This window comes from Streptomyces sp. NPDC047042 (assembly GCF_040644035.1).
Taxonomy (GTDB): domain Bacteria; phylum Actinomycetota; class Actinomycetes; order Streptomycetales; family Streptomycetaceae; genus Streptomyces.
This window is the reverse complement of record NZ_JBEYVP010000052.1, coordinates 1-17,914: the sequence shown is the minus strand read 5'-3', so window position 1 is coordinate 17,914 and position 17,914 is coordinate 1. Positions and strand designations below refer to the sequence as shown.

Genomic DNA, 17,914 nt, shown 5'->3' with positions numbered 1-17,914 from the left:
ACGGCCGGCTGAGCCGTGCGTGCCGATCGCGTCTTCGCGTACGGCGCCACCGCCGGACTCCTCGGTGATCTGATCCTGGGCGACCCTCGCCGCGGGCATCCGGTCGCCGTGTTCGGGCGGGCCGCCGGCGCCGTCGAGCGAATGCTGTGGCGGGACCACCGAGGCTGGGGCGCGCTGCACACCGCCGTGTGCGCGGGAGGCGCCGTCGCCCTCTCCGCGGCGGCCACTCGCCTCGTACGTCCGTCCGCTGCCGCTTCCGTCGCGCTGACCGCCGCCGCCACCTGGGCCGTCGTCGGCGGGACCTCGCTCGCGCGCGAGGCCCGGACCATCGGGCGTTCGCTGGAGACCGGGGACATCGAGGGGGCGCGGGAGCGGCTGCCCCATCTCTGCGGACGGGATCCCCAGGCCCTCGACGCCGACGGGATCGCCCGGGCCGTCGTCGAGTCCGTCGCCGAGAACACCTCCGACGCCGTCGTGGGCGCGCTGGTCTGGGGCGCCATGGGAGGGGTGCCCGGGCTGGTCGGGTTCCGGGCCGTCAACACCCTTGACGCCATGGTCGGGCACAAGTCCGCCCGGTACCGCAGGTACGGGTGGGCCTCCGCCCGGCTGGACGACGCGGCGGGCTGGCCGGGAGCGCGGCTCACCGCCGTACTGGCCACCCTCACCGGCGGTGATCCTCGCGGGGCCGTACGGGCCTGGCGGGACGACGCCGGGAAGCATCCGAGCCCCAACGCCGGGCCCGTGGAAGCCTCTTTCGCGGGCGCCCTGGGTGTGCGGCTCGGCGGGACCCTGTCCTACGGCGGACGTGTCGAGCATCGGCCTGTGCTGAATCAGAAGGGGCGGTCAGTGGAGGTTCAGGACATCGAGCGGGCCGTACGGCTGTCCCGTCGCGTCGGTCTGCTCGCGCTCGGCGTCGGTGTCGCCGGGCGGGCCGGCGTCAGGGCCGCCGGGCGGGTTCTCGCGGCCGCGAAGGGGCGTGTCTCATGAGCGGCGGCACGGTCGGTGGCGGGCTGCTCGTCGCCGGGACCACCTCCGACGCAGGCAAGAGCGTCGTCACCGCCGGGATCTGCCGGTGGCTCGTACGACAGGGGGTCAAGGTCGCGCCGTTCAAGGCGCAGAACATGTCCCTCAACTCCTTCGTCACGCGGGAGGGTGCCGAGATCGGGCGGGCGCAGGCCATGCAGGCGCAGGCGTGCCGCGTGGAACCCAGCGCGCTCATGAACCCCGTACTGCTGAAGCCGGGCGGCGACCAGAGCAGTCAGGTCGTGCTCATGGGCAAGCCCGTCGGGGAGATGAGCGCGCGCGGCTACCACGGAGGGCGCCAGCAGCGACTTCTCAGGACGGTGCTGGAGTGCCTCGCCGAACTGCGGGGCACGTATGACGCGGTGATCTGTGAGGGGGCCGGGAGCCCGGCTGAGATCAACCTCAGGCGGACCGACATCGTCAACATGGGAATCGCTCGGCGCGCCCGGCTCCCGGTGCTCGTCGTCGGCGACATCGACCGCGGCGGCGTCTTCGCCTCCTTCTTCGGCACGGTCGCCCTGCTGTCCCCCGAGGACCAGGCCCTCGTCGCCGGGTTCCTCGTGAACAAGTTCCGAGGAGACGTGTCCCTGCTCGAACCCGGGCTCGACATGCTCCGCGGGCTCACCGGACGGCCGACGTACGGTGTGCTGCCCTTCCGGCACGGCCTCGGCATCGACGAGGAGGACGGACTGCGCGTCTCGCTGCGCGGCACGGTCCGGGAGTCCAACGTGTACCCGCCGGTCGGGGAGGACGTCCTGCGGGTCGCCGTGTGCGCGGTCCCGCTGATGTCCAACTTCACCGACGTGGACGCGCTCGCCGCCGAACCCGGCGTCGTCGTGCGGTTCGTGGACCGGCCCGAGGAACTCGCCGACGCCGACCTCGTCATCGTCCCGGGGACCCGGGGGACGGTGAAGGCGCTGGCCTGGCTGCGGGAGCGCGGGCTCGCGGACGCCATCACACGCCGGGCCGCCGAGGGACGGCCCGTACTGGGCATCTGCGGCGGCTTCCAGATCCTCGGCGAGCACATCGAGGACGACGTCGAGAGCCGGCAGGGCCAGGTCGACGCACTCGGGGTCCTGCCCGTCCGGGTGCGGTTCGCCCGGGAGAAGACCCTCACCCGGCCCGTCGGCACCGCCCTCGGCGAGACGGTCGAGGGGTATGAGATCCATCACGGGGTCGCCGAAGTCACGGGAGGAGAGGCCTTCCTGGACGGGTGCCGGGTCGGGAGCGTCTGGGGCACGCACTGGCACGGCTCGCTCGAGTCCGACGGGTTCCGGCGGGCGTTCCTGCGCGAGGTGGCCGCCGCCGCGGGCCGCCGCTTCGTACCGGCCGCCGACACCTCCTTCGCCGCGCTGCGCGAGGAGCAGCTCGACCTGCTCGGCGATCTCATCGAACAGCACGCGGACACCGACGCGCTCTGGCGGCTCATCGAGTCGGGCGCGCCGCAAGGACTGCCATTCATTCCACCGGGAGCGCCCGCATGAGCACAGTGTTGTTGTTGTCGACCGCCGACACGGACCTGCTGGCGGCCCGGGCCGCTTCCGGCGCCTCGTACCGGATCGGCAATCCGACCCGGGTGGACGTCACGGAGGAGCTGCCCGCGCTCGTCGAGGGCGCGGACATCGCCGTCGTACGGCTGCTGGGCGGGAAGCGGGCCTGGGAGGACGGGCTCGCCTATCTGAAGACGTCCGGTGTGCCCACCGTGCTGCTGGGCGGGGAAACCGTGCCCGACGCCGAGTTGATGGCCGAGTCGTCCGTGCCCGCCGGGGTCGTCGCGGAGGCGCTGCGGTATCTCGTCGAGGGCGGGCCCGCCAACCTTCTGGAGATGGCGCGGTTCCTGTCCGACACCGTGCTGCTGACCGGTGAGGGCTTCGTCGAGCCGCAGAAGATGCCCGAGTATGGGGTCCACGGCTCGTACGCGCGGGAGAGCGGCCGTCCGACGGTCGGGGTCCTCTTCTACCGGGCCCATGAGCTCAGCGGCAACACCGGTTTCGTGGACACCCTCTGCGACGCGATCGAGGCGCGGGGCGCCAACGCCCTTCCCGTGTACTGCGGTTCACTGCGCGGGGCCGACGCGGGCCTGTACGAGCTGCTCGCCGGCGCCGATGCCCTGGTCGCCACCGTGCTCGCCGCCGGCGGTACGCACGCCTCCGAGGCCTCGGCCGGAGGCGACGAGGAGGCCTGGGACATCGGGGCGCTCGCCGACCTCGACGTGCCTGTGCTGCAAGGACTTTGCCTTACGTCGTCCAGGGCCGCCTGGGACGGCTCCGACGCCGCCCTCTCCCCCATGGACGCGGCGATGCAGGTCGCGATCCCCGAGTTCGACGGCCGGCTGATCACCGTGCCGTTCTCCTTCAAGGAGGACGGCCCGGGCGGCGTACCGGTCTACGTCGCCGACCCCGAGCGGGCCGCCCGCGTCGCCGGAATCGCCGTACGGCACGCCCGGTTGAGGCACAAGCCGAACGCCGAGAAGAAGCTCGCGCTCGTCTTCACCGCCTACCCGACCAAGCACTCGCGCGTCGGCAACGCGGTGGGCCTGGACACGCCCGCCTCGGCGGTACGGGTGCTGGACGCGCTGCGCGACGCCGGGTACGTCGTCGAGGGGTACCCCGACAACGGCGACGAGTTGATCCACCGGCTCATCGAGGCCGGCGGTCATGACGTGGAGTGGCTGACGGAGGACCAGTTGGCCGCCGCCCCCGCCCGGGTGCCGCTCGCCGACTACCAGGCGTGGTTCGACAAGCTGGACGCCGAGTTGCGCGACGGGATGCTGGAGGCGTGGGGCGAGCCGCCGGGCTCCCTGTACGTCGACGGGGACGACATCGTGCTGGCCTCCCTCCAGTTCGGGAACGTCGTCGTGATGATCCAGCCGCCGCGCGGCTTCGGCGAGAACCCGATCGCGATCTACCACGACCCGGACATGCCGCCCTCGCACCACTACATGGCGGCCTACCGCTGGCTGGAGGCTGTGCCTTCTCAAGGCGGCTTCGGCGCCGATGCCGTGGTCCACATGGGCAAGCACGGCACCATGGAATGGCTGCCCGGCAAGGGACTTGGGCTGAGTCGCGGGTGCGGGCCGGACGCCGTGCTCGGTGAACTCCCCCTCGTCTACCCCTTCATCGTCAACGACCCCGGCGAGGGCACCCAGGCCAAGCGGCGCGGCCACGCCACCGTCGTCGACCATCTCGTACCGCCGATGGCACGCGCGGACACCTACGGCGACCTGGCGAAACTGGAGCAGCTCCTCGACGAGTACGCGCTCGTCTCCGACCTGGACCCGACTAAGGCGCCGGCGGTCCGCGCGCAGATCTGGACGCTGGTCAAGGCGGCCGAACTGCATCATGACCTGCATGTCGACGACCAGCCGGACGACGACGCGTTCGACGAGTTCGTCATGCACATCGACGGCTATCTGTGCGAGATCAAGGACGTGCAGATCCGGGACGGACTGCACATCCTCGGTGGCGGTCCGGAGGCCGAGCCGCGCGTGAACCTCGTCCTGGCGGTGCTGCGCGCCTCGCAGGTGTGGGGCGGACAGGCGAACGCCCTGCCGGGGCTGCGGGCTTCGCTCGCCGCTCATTACGGGCTGGTGGAGAAGGAGTTGCTGGCCGAGCCGGGAGCACCGGTGAAGCTGCCCGTCGAACTGACGGATCTCGTCGAGGGGCCGGCGCGTTCGGCCGCCGACGCGATCGATCTGCTGGAGCAGCTGTGCCGACGGCTCGCGGAGGGCATGGAGGAGCGGGCCTGGGAGGTCGCGGCTGTCCCTGCTCTGGTGCGGGACGTACTGGGGCTCGAACTCCCGGACGCCGTCGCGGTGTTGGAGTTCGCCTGCCGTGAGGTGGTGCCCCGGCTGGCCCGTACGACGGACGAGATCGACCACATCCTCAAGGCACTTGACGGCGGTTACGTCCCGGCGGGTCCCTCGGGCTCACCCACGCGCGGACTCGTCAACGTCCTGCCGACCGGCCGCAACTTCTACTCCGTCGACCCCAAGGCCATTCCGTCCAGGCTGAGTTGGGAGGTCGGGCAGGCGCTCGCCGACTCGCTCGTGCAGCGGTACCTCACCGACAACGGCGAGTACCCGACGTCCGTCGGCCTGACGGTCTGGGGTACGTCGGCCATGCGGACCCAGGGCGACGACATCGCCGAGATCCTGGCACTGCTCGGCTGCCGTCCCGTGTGGGACGACGCGTCGCGCCGCGTGACCGGGTTCGAGGTGGTGCCGGTGGCCGAGCTGGGGCGGCCTCGTATCGACGTCACGGTGCGTATCTCCGGGTTCTTCCGGGACGCGTTCCCGCACGTGGTCGGGCTGATCGACGACGCGGTACGGGCGGTCGCGGAACTGGACGAGCCGGCCGAGTCCAACTTCGTACGGGCGCACGTGGACGCGGATGCGGCGGAGCACGGGGATCGGCGCCGGGCCACGGCTCGGATCTTCGGGTCGAAGCCGGGGGCGTATGGGGCTGGGTTGCTGCCGTTGATCGACGCGCGGAACTGGCGGTCCGATGCTGATCTGGCTGAGGTGTACGCCGTGTGGGGCGGTTATGCCTATGGGCGCGGGCTTGATGGGCGGGCTGCCCGGGGGGACATGGAGACGGCGTTCCGCCGGATCGCGGTGGCGGCGAAAAATGTCGACACGCGCGAGCACGATCTTGTCGACGCCGACGACTACTTCCAGTATCACGGCGGCATGGTCGCGATGGTGCGCCACCTGACGGGGGCGAGCCCCGAGGCGTACGTCGGGGACTCCGCGACCCCCGACCAGGTGAAGACCCGGACCCTGGGCGAGGAGACCCACCGGGTGTTCCGGGCCCGGGTGGTCAATCCCCGCTGGATGGCGGCGATGCGACGGCACGGGTACAAGGGCGCGTTCGAGATGGCCGCGACGGTGGACTACCTGTTCGGGTACGACGCGACGGCGGGGGTCGTGGACGACTGGATGTACGAGAAGCTCAGCGCGGAGTATGTCTTCGACGCCGAGAACCGGGACTTCATGAAGACGTCCAACCCATGGGCGTTGCGCGGGATCACGGAACGGCTGCTCGAGGCCGCCGACCGTGGACTGTGGGCCGAGCCCGACGCCGACACGATCGAGCGGCTGCGCGCGACCTACCTGGAGCTCGAAGGCGACCTGGAGGGTGACGACAAGTGAGTACCCCGTTTCCGTTCACGGCCGTCGTCGGCCAGGACGATCTGCGGCTCGCTCTGCTGCTGAACGCGGTGTCGCCGGCGGTGGGTGGCGTATTGGTGCGCGGCGAGAAGGGCACCGCCAAGTCCACTGCCGTGCGCGCCCTTTCGGTGCTGTTGCCCGAGGTCGATGTCGTCGCCGGGTGCCGGTTCTCTTGTGATCCCGGGGCGCCCGATCCGGCCTGTCCCGATGGGCCGCACGAGGCGGGGGCCCACGAGTCCAGGGCCGCCCGGATGGTCGAGCTGCCCGTCGGTGCCTCCGAGGACCGGCTGGTCGGGGCGCTTGACATCGAGCGGGCGCTCGCGGAGGGCGTGAAGGCGTTCGAGCCCGGGCTGCTCGCCGATGCGCATCGCGGGATTCTGTACGTCGACGAGGTCAATCTCCTTCATGACCATCTCGTCGACCTGCTGCTGGACGCCGCCGCCATGGGCGCCTCCTACGTCGAACGCGAGGGTGTCTCCGTACGGCATGCGGCGAAGTTCCTGCTGGTCGGGACCATGAATCCCGAAGAGGGTGAGCTGCGGCCGCAGTTGCTCGACCGGTTCGGGCTGACCGTCGAGGTCGCGGCCTCGCGGGAGCCCGATCAGCGGGTCGAGGTCGTGCGGCGGCGGCTCGCGTACGACGACGATCCCGCCGGGTTCGCCGCTCGCTGGGCCGACGAGGAGGCCGCCGTACGGGCCCGGATCGTGGCCGCGCGGGAGCTGTTGCCGTCCGTGCGGCTGGGCGACGGGGCGCTCCGGCAGATCGCCGCCACTTGTGCCGCCTTCGAGGTGGACGGGATGCGCGCCGACATCGTGATGGCGCGTACGGCGGTCGCGCTGGCCGCCTGGAATGGGCGTACCGACGTGCTCGCGGAGGACGTGCGGCAGGCCGCATTGCTTGCTCTGCCTCATCGCCGACGTCGATCGCCTTTCGATGCGCCCGGGCTTGACGAGAACAAGCTCGACGAGACGTTGGAGGAGTTCGGCGGGCAGGGGTCTGGGGACGGGGACGAGGATCCTGAGCCCGACCCTGATCCCGGGCCGGACGGGCCCGGTGGAGGTGGTGGTCCTGCTCCGGAGTCCGACGGTGGGCCGCAGGGGGGTGACTCCGCCGCGCAGCCCGAGGCCGGGGAAGGCGGGGAGCCGCAGTCTTCGGGGGCGGGTGCTGGGGAACAGCAGGCCGTGCGGGCCGGTGAGCCCTTTCGTACCAAAGTGCTGAGTGTGCCCGGTGTGGGCGAGGGCGCTGCCGGGCGGCGGTCTCGGGCGCGTACCGAGCGGGGGCGGACGACGGGGTCCCGGCGGCCCCAAGGGGCGCTCACCAAGCTGCACTTGGCGGCCACCGTGCAGGCCGCGGCGCCGCATCAGCGGGCGCGGGGGCGGGTCGGTCGTGGGCTGGTCGTGCGGCGGGACGATCTTCGGCAGGCCACTCGGGAGGGGCGTGAGGGGAATCTGGTCCTGTTCGTCGTCGACGCCTCGGGGTCGATGGCTGCCCGGCAGCGGATGAGTGCCGTCAAGGGGGCGGTGCTGTCGTTGCTGCTCGACGCGTATCAGCGGCGGGACAAGGTGGGGCTCGTTACTTTCCGGGGCACGGGTGCTGAGGTCGCCTTGCCGCCGACGTCTTCGGTCGACGCGGCTGCGGCCCGGCTGGAGTCGTTGCCGACGGGTGGCCGTACGCCGCTCGCGGCCGGGCTGCTCAAGGCGCATGACGTGCTGCGGGTCGAGCGGTTGCGGGATCCCGCGCGGCGGGCTCTTGTCGTGGTGGTGACGGACGGGCGGGCCACTGGCGGGCCCGAGCCGGTCGCGCTGGGCGCGCGGGCGGCCCGGTTGTTCGCGGCCGAGCAGGTCGCCTCGGTCGTCGTCGACTGTGAGTCGGGGGCTGTGCGGCTCGGGTTGGCCGGTCAGCTCGCCAGTGACCTGGGCGGTACCGCCGTCACGCTGGACGAGTTGCGGGCCGATTCGATCGCCGGGCTGGTCCGGGACGTGCAGGGTGACAGGCAGAGCAACAGGCACAGCAGCAGGCAGAGCAACAGGAGGGCCGCGTAATGCCTCAGGGACAGCCGAGTGTCGTGCCGGAGGACGGGCTGACGACCAGGCAGCGGCGTAATCGGCCGCTTGTCGTCGTCCATACCGGGGTCGGGAAGGGCAAGTCCACCGCCGCCTTCGGGCTCGCGCTGCGCGCCTGGAACCAGGGGTGGCCCATCGGGGTGTTCCAGTTCGTCAAGTCGGCGAAGTGGAAGGTGGGGGAAGAGAACGCGCTGCGGGTGCTGGGGGCCAGTGGTGAGGGCGGGTCCGTCGACTGGCACAAGATGGGTGAGGGCTGGTCGTGGGTTCAGCGCGACGCGCAGCTCGACAACGAGGAGAAGGCCCGGGAGGGCTGGGAGCAGGTCAAGCGGGATCTCGCCGCCGAGACGTACAAGCTGTATGTGCTGGACGAGTTCGCCTATCCCATGCACTGGGGGTGGGTCGACGTCGACGAGGTCGTGTCGGTGCTGCGGGACCGGCCGGGGACCCAGCATGTGGTGATCACCGGGCGTAACGCGCCGGAGAAGCTGGTCGAGTTCGCGGATCTGGTGACCGACATGTCCAAGGTCAAGCATCCGATGGACGCCGGGCAGAAGGGGCAGCGGGGGATCGAGTGGTGACATCGGTGCCCCGGCTGGTCATTGCCGCGCCCTCCTCGGGCAGCGGCAAGACCACCGTCGCCACGGGGTTGATGGCCGCGTTCGCCGCGCGGGGGCTCGCCGTGTCCGCGCACAAGGTCGGGCCGGACTACATCGACCCCGGGTATCACGCGCTCGCCACCGGGCGGGTGGGGCGGAATCTCGACGCGTACATGTGCGGGCCCGAGTTGGTCGGGCCGTTGTTCCTGCACGGGGCGCAGGGGTGTGACCTTGCCGTGGTCGAGGGCGTGATGGGGCTGTACGACGGGGCCGCGGGCGAGGGTGAGCTCGCGTCGACGGCTCAGGTGGCCAAGTTGCTGCGGGCGCCTGTGGTGCTGGTGGTGGACGCGTCTTCGCAGTCCCGGTCCGTGGCGGCTCTCGTGCACGGGTTCGTGTCGTGGGATCCGGATGTGCGGGTGGGGGGCGTGATCCTCAACAAGGTCGCGTCGGATCGGCATGAGGAGATGCTGCGGGAGGCGTTGGAGTCTGTGGGGGTGCCTGTGCTGGGGGTGCTTCGGCGGGTTTCGCAGGTGGATGTGCCTTCTCGGCATCTGGGGTTGGTGCCTGTTGGTGAGCGGCGGGGGGAGGCTGTGGCTGCGGTTGCGGCTATGGCTGCGCAGGTTGCGGCGGGGTGTGATCTTGACGCGGTGTTGGGGGTGGCTCGGGGGGCGGGGGCCTTGTCGTGTGTGGGGTGGGATGCGGGTGCGGCTTTGGTTTCCTCGCCCCCGCCGCCCCTACCCGTCCCATCACTGGGGGCTGCGCCCCCAGACCCCCCTACGGCCCTGAAGGGGCCTCGTCCTCAAACGCCGGACGGGCTAAAAGGCGTCACCGTCGCTCTTGCCGGCGGAGCCGCCTTCACCTTTTCCTATGCCGAGCAGGTGGAGTTGTTGCGGGCCGCCGGGGCCGAGGTTGTTGTGTTTGATCCGCTTCGGGATGAGCAGTTGCCGGAAGGGACTCGGGGGGTGGTCATCGGGGGTGGGTTTCCTGAGGTGTTCTCTGCCGAGTTGTCCGCCAATGAGCCGTTGCGGAAGTCCGTTGCCGCTTTGGCGGAAAGTGGTGCGCCGGTTGCCGCCGAGTGTGCCGGGTTGCTTTATCTGTGCCGGGAGTTGGACGGGCTGCCCATGTGCGGGGTGCTCGACACCGACGCCCGGATGACCGATCGGCTCACCCTGGGTTACCGGGACGCCGTGGCCGTGAGTGACAGTTCGCTCGCGGCGGCCGGGGCCCGGATGCGGGGGCACGAGTTTCATCGGACCGTCGTCGAGCCGGCGGCGGGGGCGGCTCCCGCCTGGGGGGTGCGTGTGCCTGCGCGGCGGGTCGAGGGGTTCGTCCAGCGTGGTGTGCACGCGAGTTATCTGCATACGCACTGGGCGTCGGCGCCCGGTGTCGCCCGTCGGTTCGTGGAGAGGTGCCGTGCGTCATGAGCAGCAGCGTCAGCAGGCTGGTAGGGGTGGGGGTCGGGCCCGGTGATCCGGAGCTGGTGACCGTCAAGGGCGTCAACGCGTTGCGTGCCGCCGATGTGGTCGTCGTACCGGTGATGGACACGGGTGAGCGGGGGCGGGCCGAGGCCACGGTGCTGCATTATGTGGGCGCCGAGAAGATCGTCCGGGTTGTTTTCGCGCTCAACGAGCGGTCCGATCGTGGGCGGCGTGAGGCTGCCTGGGATGCCGCCGATGCTCGGGTCGCCGAGTTGCTCGGGGCGCATTCCGTCGTCGCCTTCGCGACCATCGGTGATCCCAATGTGTACTCGACGTTCACCTATCTCGCCCACACGATCGGGGAGCTGGTGCCGTCGGTCGTGGTCGAGACCGTGCCCGGTATCACCGCGATGCAGGATCTGGCGGCGCGGTCGGGGGCCGTGCTCACCGAGGGGACCGAGCCGTTGACGCTCGTGCCGGTGACCGCGGGGGCCGCCGTGCTCAAGGAGGCGCTCAAGGGGCCGGGCACTGTCGTGGCGTACAAGTTCGGGCGGCAGGCCCAGGAGGTCGCCGAGGCGTTGCGGGAGAGCGGGCGGATCGGCGATGCCGTGTGGGGGTCGGCCCTGGGGCTGGCGGAGGAGTCCATCCGTCCGGCTGATGAACTCGACGGTGCGGCGCTCCCCTATCTGTCGACGCTCATCGCGCCCGCGCCGCGCGACGGCGGGCGGGGCGGCAAGTTGTGAACCACCGCCTCGACGGCGCGCGTTCGGGCTCAGCCCGACATGCCGACCACCAGCCAGATGAACGCCACGCCCGCGATCGTGCACAGCACTGTCGAGTGGGCGGGGTGTTCGTGGTGGGCCTCGGGGAGGATCTCGGCGGCGGCGAGGTAGAGCAGTACGCCGGCGAAGAGGCCGAGGTAGCCGCCGAGTGCCTGTTCGGGGATGGTGAAGAGGAGGGTCGAGGCCGCGCCGACGACCGGTGCCGCCGCGTCGGCGAACAGCATGGTCACGGCTTTGCGGCGGGCGTTTCCGTACAGGCTTGTGATCGTGTACGTGTTGAAGCCGTCGGCGAAGTCGTGGGCGATCACGGCGAGCGCGACCGCGAGGCCCATGCCGCCGCCCACCTGGAAGGCGGCGCCGATCGCGACGCCGTCCATCGCGCTGTGGCCGACCATGGCGGCGGCGGCCGTCAGGCCCACCTGGGGCGTCCGGCCGCCGTTCGGTCCGTGCTCCCCGCTCTCCGTGGTGGCGCCGTGCGCGGCCTGCCGTACCGCGAGGAGACGTTCCACCAGATGGGCCAGCAGAAATCCGGCGACGAACAGCAGCAGCGCCGCCGGTACGCCGAACACCTCCTCGCCCGCCGCGTCCAGCGCCTCGGGCAGCAGGTCGAGGCCGACCACGCCCAGCATCAGGCCGCCGGCCAGGCCCAGGACGAGATGGCGGCGGTCGGTCACACGCAGTGCCGTCCAGCCGCCGGCCAGCGTCATCAGGAACGCGCCGAGCGCGACGAAGACCGCCATGTGCTCTTGCTATCCGATCGACAGGCCTTCGCGCACCTCCACACCGACCCGTACAATCACTGACTTTTTCTACATTCCGTACGAGAGGATCTCGCCCCATGGCTCCCACGGCCGACATTTCGACCGGCGCTACCACCGGCAAGGTGACGTTCGTCGGTGCCGGCCCCGGCGCCGCCGATCTGCTGACGTTCCGCGCGGCCCGTGCCATCGCCGAGGCGGACATCGTGATCTGGGCGGCCAGCCTCGTCCAGGAGGCGGTTCTCGAACACGCGCGCGAGGGGGCGGAGATCCTCGACTCGGCGACGATGTCGCTCGAGGACGTCATCGCCGTGTACGAGCGTGCCGTGCGCGAGGGGCTGCGCGTGGCGCGTATCCACTCCGGCGATCCCGCGCTCTGGGGCGGGACCCAGGAGCAGGTCGACCGGTGTGCGGAGATCGGGATCGAGACCGAGATCGTCCCCGGTGTCTCCTCCTTCTCCGCGGTCGCCGCCCTCGCCCAGCGCGAGCTGACCATCCCCGAGGTCGCGCAGTCCGTGATCCTCACCCGGCTGGGCGGCGGCAAGACGCCGATGCCGCCGGGCGAGGAGGTGCGGGAGTTCGCGCGGCACGGGACGACCATGGCGATCTTCCTGTCCGCCGCGCGCAGCGGGCAGCTCGTACGGGAGCTGCTGGAGGGCGGCTATCCGACCACGACCCCGGTCGTCATCGCCTACCAGGCGACCTGGCCGGAGGAACTGGTCGTGCGGTGCACGATCGAGACGCTCGAGGAGACGGTCAAGGAGCACAAGCTGTGGAAGCACACCTTGTTCCTGGTCGGCCCGGCCCTCGACGCCAGCGGCACCCGCTCGCACCTCTACCACCCCGGCCACTTCCACGGCTTCCGCAAGGCCGACCCGGCGGCCCGCCGGGCGCTGCGCGAGCGAGGGGCGAGTACGTGATCACCGTCATCGGTACGGGGACGGGGGCGCCGCTCGCTCCGGACGCCGCGGCCGTCGTCGCCGGGGCCGCGCTGGTCGTGGGCGGCCGGCGGCATCTGGCCGCGGTGTCGGGGGCGGTGGCGGAGGGCGCCGAGCGGATCGTCCTCGGGGCGCTGGCTCCGGCGCTCGACACCGTCGAGGAGTACGTCGGGAAGAAGCTGCCTGTTGTCGTGCTCGCGTCTGGTGATCCCGGGTTCTTCGGGATCGTGCGGGCGCTGGCCGAGCGGTTCGGGGCCGGCGGGCTCGATGTCCGGCCGGGGGTGTCCTCCGTCGCGACGGCGTTCGCCCGGCTGGGGCTGACCTGGGACGACGCGGTGGTCGTCAGCGCGCACGGGCGGGCGCTGCGTACGGCGGTCAATGTGTGCCGGGCGCGGCCCAAGGTGGCGGTGCTGACCGGGCCGGGGGCCGGGCCCGCCGAGTTGGGTGCCGCGCTGGCCGATGAGCCCGGGGCGCGTGTCCTTGTCGTCGCCTCGGCGCTGGGTGACCCGGACCTCGAACGAGTGGAGCGGGTCACGCCTGCCGAGGCGGCGGCGCGGGACTGGGGTGACGCGGTGAGCGTGGTGCTCTGTCTGGACGAGGCGCGGGCGCTGGCGCCTGCCCCGGTCACGGTCGCCGGAGGGTTCGGCGGGCCTGGCCAATGGGCCCTGGGAGAAGGGGAGTTCGCGCACCGCGACTCCATGATCACCAAGTTCGAGGTGCGGGCCCTGGCGCTGGCCCGGCTCGGGCCGCGCCTCGGTGACCTGGTCTGGGACGTCGGCGCGGGCTCCGGGTCCGTGGCCGTGGAGTGCGCGCGGCTCGGGGCCGCCGTTGTCGCCGTCGAGAAGACGGCGGACGGGGCGGAGCGGGTGCGGGCGAACGCCGCCGCGCATGGCGTTGATGTCCGGGTGGTGGAGGGGGTCGCTCCTGATGGCCTCCCCGGGGCAGCCGAACTGGACGACCCCGACGCCGTGTTCATCGGCGGAGGCGGGCGCGAGCTGCCCAGCATCGTCGCCGCGTGTGCGCGGCGGGCCCGGCGGACGGTGGTGGTCGCGATGGCCGCCCTCGACCGGGTGCCGGCGGTACGCGAGGCGCTCACCGGGGCCGGGCTCGACTGCGACGGTGTCCTGCTCCAGTCGTCCCGGCTCGCACCGCTCCCGGGTGAGGTGACCCGGCTCGCGGCGACCAACCCCGTTTTCCTGCTGTGGGGCACGCGCCCCACAACACACCCTGTCAGCAAAGGAGTTGCTCTGTGATCGGCCTGATTTCCGCGACGGCGGCGGGCGCGGCGGCGCGTGATCGGCTTGCCGCCGCCTGGCCCGACCGTACGCGTGTGTACGAGGGGCCGGTCGCCGACGCCGTCCGGCGCGCGTTCGGCGAGTGCGAGCAGCTCGTGTGCTTCCTGGCGACGGGGGCGGTCGTACGACTGGTCGCGCCGTTGCTGTCCGACAAGGCGTCCGACCCCGGTGTGGTGTGTGTCGACGAGGGCGGGCGGTTCGCCGTGTCGCTGGTGGGCGGACATGGTGGCGGGGCCAATGAACTCGCCCGTGCGGTGGGGGCGTTGCTGGGTGCCGAGCCGGTGGTGACCACCGCGACGGACGCCGTGGGTGTCCCGGGTCTCGACACGCTCGGGTTGCCCGTGGAGGGGGACGTCGCGGGGGTGTCGCGGGCGCTGCTCGACGGTGAACCCGTCGCGCTGGAGCTGGAGTCGAGCTGGCCGCTGCCCGCGCTGCCGGACAACGTCGGGGGTGCGGTGTCTGGCGGCGGGCCGACGATCCGGGTGACCGACCGGTTGACGGGCAGCGCCGGTGCGGGTGTGGTCGTGTTGCGGCCGCCGTCGCTCGTCGTCGGTGTGGGCGCCTCCAAGGGTGCTCCGCTCGACGAGGTACTCGGCCTGGTCCAGGGGGCGTTGGCGGACGCGGGGCTCTCGGCGGCCTCGGTCGCCGCGCTGGCCACCGTCGACGCGAAGGCGGCAGAGCCCGGGATCGTCGGGGCCGCCGAGCGGCTCGGGGTGCCCGTGGTGACGTACTCCGCCGATGAGTTGGCCGGCGTCGAGGTGCCCAATCCCTCCGACGCGCCGCTCGTCGCCGTCGGTACACCGTCCGTGGCGGAGGCCGCCGCGCTGGTCGGCGGGGGTGAACTCCTCGTGCCCAAGCGGAAGTCCGAGCGTGCGGACGGGGCGCCTGCCATGGCGACCTGTGCCGTCGTACGGCGGCCGGGGCGTGGGCGGCTCGCGGTCGTGGGCCTCGGGCCCGGGGCGCGGGATCTGCTGACGCCGCGCGCGGAGACGGAGTTGCGGCGGGCGTCCGTGGTCGTCGGGCTCGATCAGTACGTCGACCAGATCCGTGATCTGCTGCGGCCCGGTACCCGGATCCTGGAGTCGGGGCTCGGCGCCGAGGAGGAGCGGGCGCGGACGGCGGTGGCGGAGGCCCGGAAGGGGCAGGCGGTCGCGCTGATCGGCAGCGGGGACGCGGGCGTGTACGCGATGGCGTCGCCGGCGCTCGCCGAGGCGTCCGACGACATCGACGTGATCGGCGTCCCGGGCGTCACCGCGGCCCTCGCCGCAGGCGCGATCCTCGGCGCCCCGCTCGGCCACGACCACGTCTCCATCAGCCTCTCCGACCTGCACACTCCCTGGCCGGTCATCGAACGGCGGGTGCGGGCCGCGGCCGAGGCGGACATCGTCGTGACGTTCTACAACCCGCGCAGCCGGGGCCGTGACTGGCAGCTGCCCAAGGCGCTGGCCATCCTCGGCGAGCACCGGGAGCCGACGACGCCCGTGGGTGTCGTACGCAACGCGTCGCGGCCCGACGAGTCCAGCCGCGTCACCACGCTGGCCGACCTCGACGCGGCGACGGTCGACATGATGACGGTCGTGACCGTCGGCAACACCGCCACCCGCAACGTCGCGGGCCGGATGGTCACACCTCGCGGATACCGCTGGCAGGAGACGACGCGATGAACCCGACCGGATCCGCTCGGCTGCCTTTCTTTTCGCTCAACCCCCTTCCCTATCCCTTTACTTCACAGTCCGAGGAGACATCGTGACGACCCCGCCGCCCGCCCTGCTCATCGCCGGCCACGGCACCCGGGACGAGGCCGGGGCCGAGGCGTTCCGTGACTTCGTCCAGGAGTTGGGGCGCCGCCACCCCGAACTGCCCGTCGCGGGCGGCTTCATCGAGCTGTCGCCGCCGCCGCTGGGCGACGCCGTGACCGAGCTGGTGGAGCGGGGCGTACGGCGGTTCGCCGCCGTTCCGCTGATGCTGGTGTCCGCCGGGCACGCCAAGGGGGACATCCCGGCGGCGCTGGCCCGCGAGAAGGAACGGCACCCGGGCATCTCCTACACGTACGGGCGTCCGCTGGGCCCGCACCCGGCGCTGCTGGCCGTGCTGGAGCGGCGGCTGGAGGAGGCCCTGGGCGGTGGGGAGCGTACGCCCGAAGACCGGGCGGACGTGACCGTCCTGCTGGTCGGGCGCGGCTCCACCGACCCGGACGCCAACGCGGAGGTGCTCAAGGCGGCTCGTCTGCTGTGGGAGGGGCGCGGGTACGCCGGTGTGGAGACGGCGTTCGTGTCGCTCGCGGCGCCGGACGTGCCGACGGGGCTCGACCGGTGCGTGAAGCTGGGGGCGCGGCGGATCGTGGTCCTGCCCTACTTCCTGTTCACCGGGATCCTGCCGGACCGCGTACGACAGCAGACGGAGGGCTGGGCCGCCGCGCACCCGGAGATCGAGGTGCGGTCCGCCGAGGTCATCGGTCCGGAGCCGGAGTTGCTCGATCTGGTGATGGAGCGCTACCGGGAGGCCGTGCAGGGGGACCTGCGGATGAACTGCGACTCGTGCGTGTACCGGATCGCACTGCCCGGTTTCGAGGACAAGGTCGGACTGCCTCAGCAGCCGCACTTCCATCCGGACGACGACGGCCACCACGATGGTCACCATCATGGACATCACTCACACGGGCACTCGCACTCCCATGCACACTGACGAAGACACCGGCGGACACGATCTACGGCACCACGGGGACGCCGAAGTACGTGACGACGGGGCCAAGTTGGTCGACCTCGCGGTGAACGTCCGGGCCGGTACTCCCCCGGTCTGGCTCCGCGAGCACATCGCCGGCTCGCTCGGCGAACTCGCCGCGTATCCCGACGGGCGGGCAGCGCGGGCGGCGGTCGCGGCCCGGCACGGGGTGCCCGTGGAGCGGGTGCTGCTCACCGCCGGGGCCGCGGAGGCCTTCGTGCTGCTGGCGCGCGCCCTGAAGGTGCGCCGGCCGGTGGTCGTGCACCCCCAGTTCACCGAGCCGGAGGCCGCCCTGCGGGATGCCGGGCACAGTGTGGACCGGGTGCTGCTGCGGGCCGAGGACGGGTTCCGGCTGGACCCGGCGCTGGTGCCCGAGGAGGCCGACCTGGTCGTGATCGGCAACCCGACGAACCCGACGTCGATCCTGCATCCGGCGGCCCTTGTCGCCCAACTCGCCCGTCCCTGGCGGACGTTGGTGGTCGACGAGGCGTTCATGGACGCGGTGCCGGGTGAGCGGGAGGCGCTGGCCGGGCGTACCGACGTGCCCGGTCTTGTGGTGCTGCGGAGTCTGACGAAGACGTGGGGGCTGGCGGGGCTGCGCATCGGGTACGTGCTGGCGTCGCCGGAGACGATCGGGGAGCTGGAGCGGGCGCAGCCGTTGTGGCCGGTGTCCACGCCGGCGCTCGCGGCGGCCGAGGCGTGCGTGTCCGGGCGGGCGTTGGCGGAGGCGGAGGAGGCGGCGCGGCGGATCGCCGCGGACCGGGCTCATCTTGTTGCCGGGCTTGCGGAGTTCGGGGCGGACGGGGTGCGGGTGGTGGGGGCGGCGGAGGGGCCGTTCGTGTTGGTGCGGGTGGAGCGGGGTGGGGTTGTTCGGGGGCATTTGCGGGGGTTGGGGTATGCGGTGCGGCGGGGGGATACGTTTCCTGGGCTGGGGGAGGGGTGGTTGCGGGTGGCTGTGCGGGATCGGGTGACGGTGAACGGGTTTTTGCAGGCGTTCGATCGGGCTGTGATGTTGGCTGGGCGGTAGTTTTCTTCGCCCCCGCCGCCCCTACCCGTCCCATCCGTCTCGGGGGCGCTGCCCCCGAACCCCCGCTCCTCAAACGCCGGAGGGGCTGGATAGTCAGCCCGTCCGGCGTTTGTGGGTGTGGGC

General features: G+C 72.0%; 13 protein-coding genes. 12 read left to right on the top strand and 1 reads right to left on the bottom strand.

Going from position 1 to position 17,914, the window contains the following annotated elements; all coding sequences use genetic code 11:
* Positions 1-15: 15 nt before the first annotated feature.
* Genes ABZ855_RS41715 through cobI form a run of 7 tightly spaced genes read left to right on the top strand, consistent with a single transcriptional unit; the run spans position 16 to position 11,013 of the window.
* On the top strand, positions 16-987 hold the full coding sequence (locus ABZ855_RS41715) for a cobalamin biosynthesis protein (protein ID WP_360816979.1): 972 nt from the start codon (positions 16-18) through the stop codon (positions 985-987).
* The gene (locus ABZ855_RS41710) at positions 984-2,507 is read left to right on the top strand and encodes a cobyric acid synthase (protein ID WP_360816976.1); all 1,524 of its coding nucleotides are present in this window, start codon (positions 984-986) and stop codon (positions 2,505-2,507) included. The genes ABZ855_RS41715 and ABZ855_RS41710 overlap by 4 nt, the downstream gene beginning before the upstream one ends.
* Entirely contained in the window at positions 2,504-6,175 is a 3,672-nt protein-coding gene (gene cobN / locus ABZ855_RS41705; protein ID WP_360816974.1) for a cobaltochelatase subunit CobN, read from the top strand. The genes ABZ855_RS41710 and cobN overlap by 4 nt, the downstream gene beginning before the upstream one ends.
* Positions 6,172-8,235: a putative cobaltochelatase gene (locus ABZ855_RS41700; RefSeq protein ID WP_360816971.1), complete on the top strand. Its 2,064-nt coding sequence runs from the start codon at positions 6,172-6,174 to the stop codon at positions 8,233-8,235. Before cobN ends, ABZ855_RS41700 begins: the two co-directional genes overlap by 4 nt.
* Complete coding sequence (gene cobO, locus ABZ855_RS41695) at positions 8,235-8,834, top strand: cob(I)yrinic acid a,c-diamide adenosyltransferase (RefSeq protein ID WP_319199764.1); 600 nt, start codon at positions 8,235-8,237, stop codon at positions 8,832-8,834. The genes ABZ855_RS41700 and cobO overlap by 1 nt, the downstream gene beginning before the upstream one ends.
* A complete protein-coding gene (locus tag ABZ855_RS41690) occupies positions 8,828-10,276 on the top strand; it encodes a cobyrinate a,c-diamide synthase (protein WP_360816967.1) in 1,449 nt (482 codons plus the stop codon). Before cobO ends, ABZ855_RS41690 begins: the two co-directional genes overlap by 7 nt.
* Positions 10,261-11,013 (top strand): precorrin-2 C(20)-methyltransferase, encoded by a 753-nt coding sequence (gene cobI, locus ABZ855_RS41685; RefSeq protein ID WP_360816964.1) that lies wholly within the window; start codon positions 10,261-10,263, stop codon positions 11,011-11,013. The genes ABZ855_RS41690 and cobI overlap by 16 nt, the downstream gene beginning before the upstream one ends.
* A gap of 29 nt (positions 11,014-11,042) precedes the next feature.
* On the opposite strand, the gene ABZ855_RS41680 is transcribed toward cobI, so the two are convergent.
* The gene (locus ABZ855_RS41680; RefSeq protein ID WP_360816961.1) at positions 11,043-11,792 is read right to left on the bottom strand and encodes a ZIP family metal transporter; all 750 of its coding nucleotides are present in this window, start codon (positions 11,790-11,792) and stop codon (positions 11,043-11,045) included.
* 98 nt (positions 11,793-11,890) lie between these two features.
* Here ABZ855_RS41680 and cobM point away from each other — a divergent pair, with 98 nt between their 5' ends.
* From cobM to cobC, 5 genes are all read left to right on the top strand, one after another.
* The gene (gene cobM / locus ABZ855_RS41675; RefSeq protein ID WP_360816958.1) at positions 11,891-12,730 is read left to right on the top strand and encodes a precorrin-4 C(11)-methyltransferase; all 840 of its coding nucleotides are present in this window, start codon (positions 11,891-11,893) and stop codon (positions 12,728-12,730) included.
* Positions 12,727-14,001, top strand: coding sequence for a precorrin-6y C5,15-methyltransferase (decarboxylating) subunit CbiE (gene cbiE, locus ABZ855_RS41670; RefSeq protein WP_360816955.1), 1,275 nt, complete (start codon positions 12,727-12,729; stop codon positions 13,999-14,001). Before cobM ends, cbiE begins: the two co-directional genes overlap by 4 nt.
* Positions 13,998-15,707, top strand: a complete 1,710-nt coding sequence (cobJ, locus tag ABZ855_RS41665; protein ID WP_360816953.1) for a precorrin-3B C(17)-methyltransferase — start codon at positions 13,998-14,000, stop codon at positions 15,705-15,707. The genes cbiE and cobJ overlap by 4 nt, the downstream gene beginning before the upstream one ends.
* Positions 15,708-15,789: 82 nt before the next feature.
* Positions 15,790-16,728, top strand: a complete 939-nt coding sequence (locus ABZ855_RS41660; protein ID WP_360816950.1) for a sirohydrochlorin chelatase — start codon at positions 15,790-15,792, stop codon at positions 16,726-16,728.
* Positions 16,718-17,791, top strand: a complete 1,074-nt coding sequence (gene cobC, locus ABZ855_RS41655) for an Rv2231c family pyridoxal phosphate-dependent protein CobC (protein WP_360816947.1) — start codon at positions 16,718-16,720, stop codon at positions 17,789-17,791. The genes ABZ855_RS41660 and cobC overlap by 11 nt, the downstream gene beginning before the upstream one ends.
* Positions 17,792-17,914 lie beyond the last annotated feature (123 nt).

Coding starts and splice junctions, on each gene's coding strand:
- ABZ855_RS41710 (WP_360816976.1), top strand. CDS start 984: ATGAGCGGCGGCACGGTCGGTGGCGGGCTGCTCGTCGCCGGGACCACC.
- cobN (WP_360816974.1), top strand. CDS start 2,504: ATGAGCACAGTGTTGTTGTTGTCGACCGCCGACACGGACCTGCTGGCG.
- cobO (WP_319199764.1), top strand. CDS start 8,235: ATGCCTCAGGGACAGCCGAGTGTCGTGCCGGAGGACGGGCTGACGACC.
- ABZ855_RS41680 (WP_360816961.1), bottom strand. CDS start 11,792: ATGGCGGTCTTCGTCGCGCTCGGCGCGTTCCTGATGACGCTGGCCGGC.
- cobM (WP_360816958.1), top strand. CDS start 11,891: ATGGCTCCCACGGCCGACATTTCGACCGGCGCTACCACCGGCAAGGTG.
- cobC (WP_360816947.1), top strand. CDS start 16,718: ATGCACACTGACGAAGACACCGGCGGACACGATCTACGGCACCACGGG.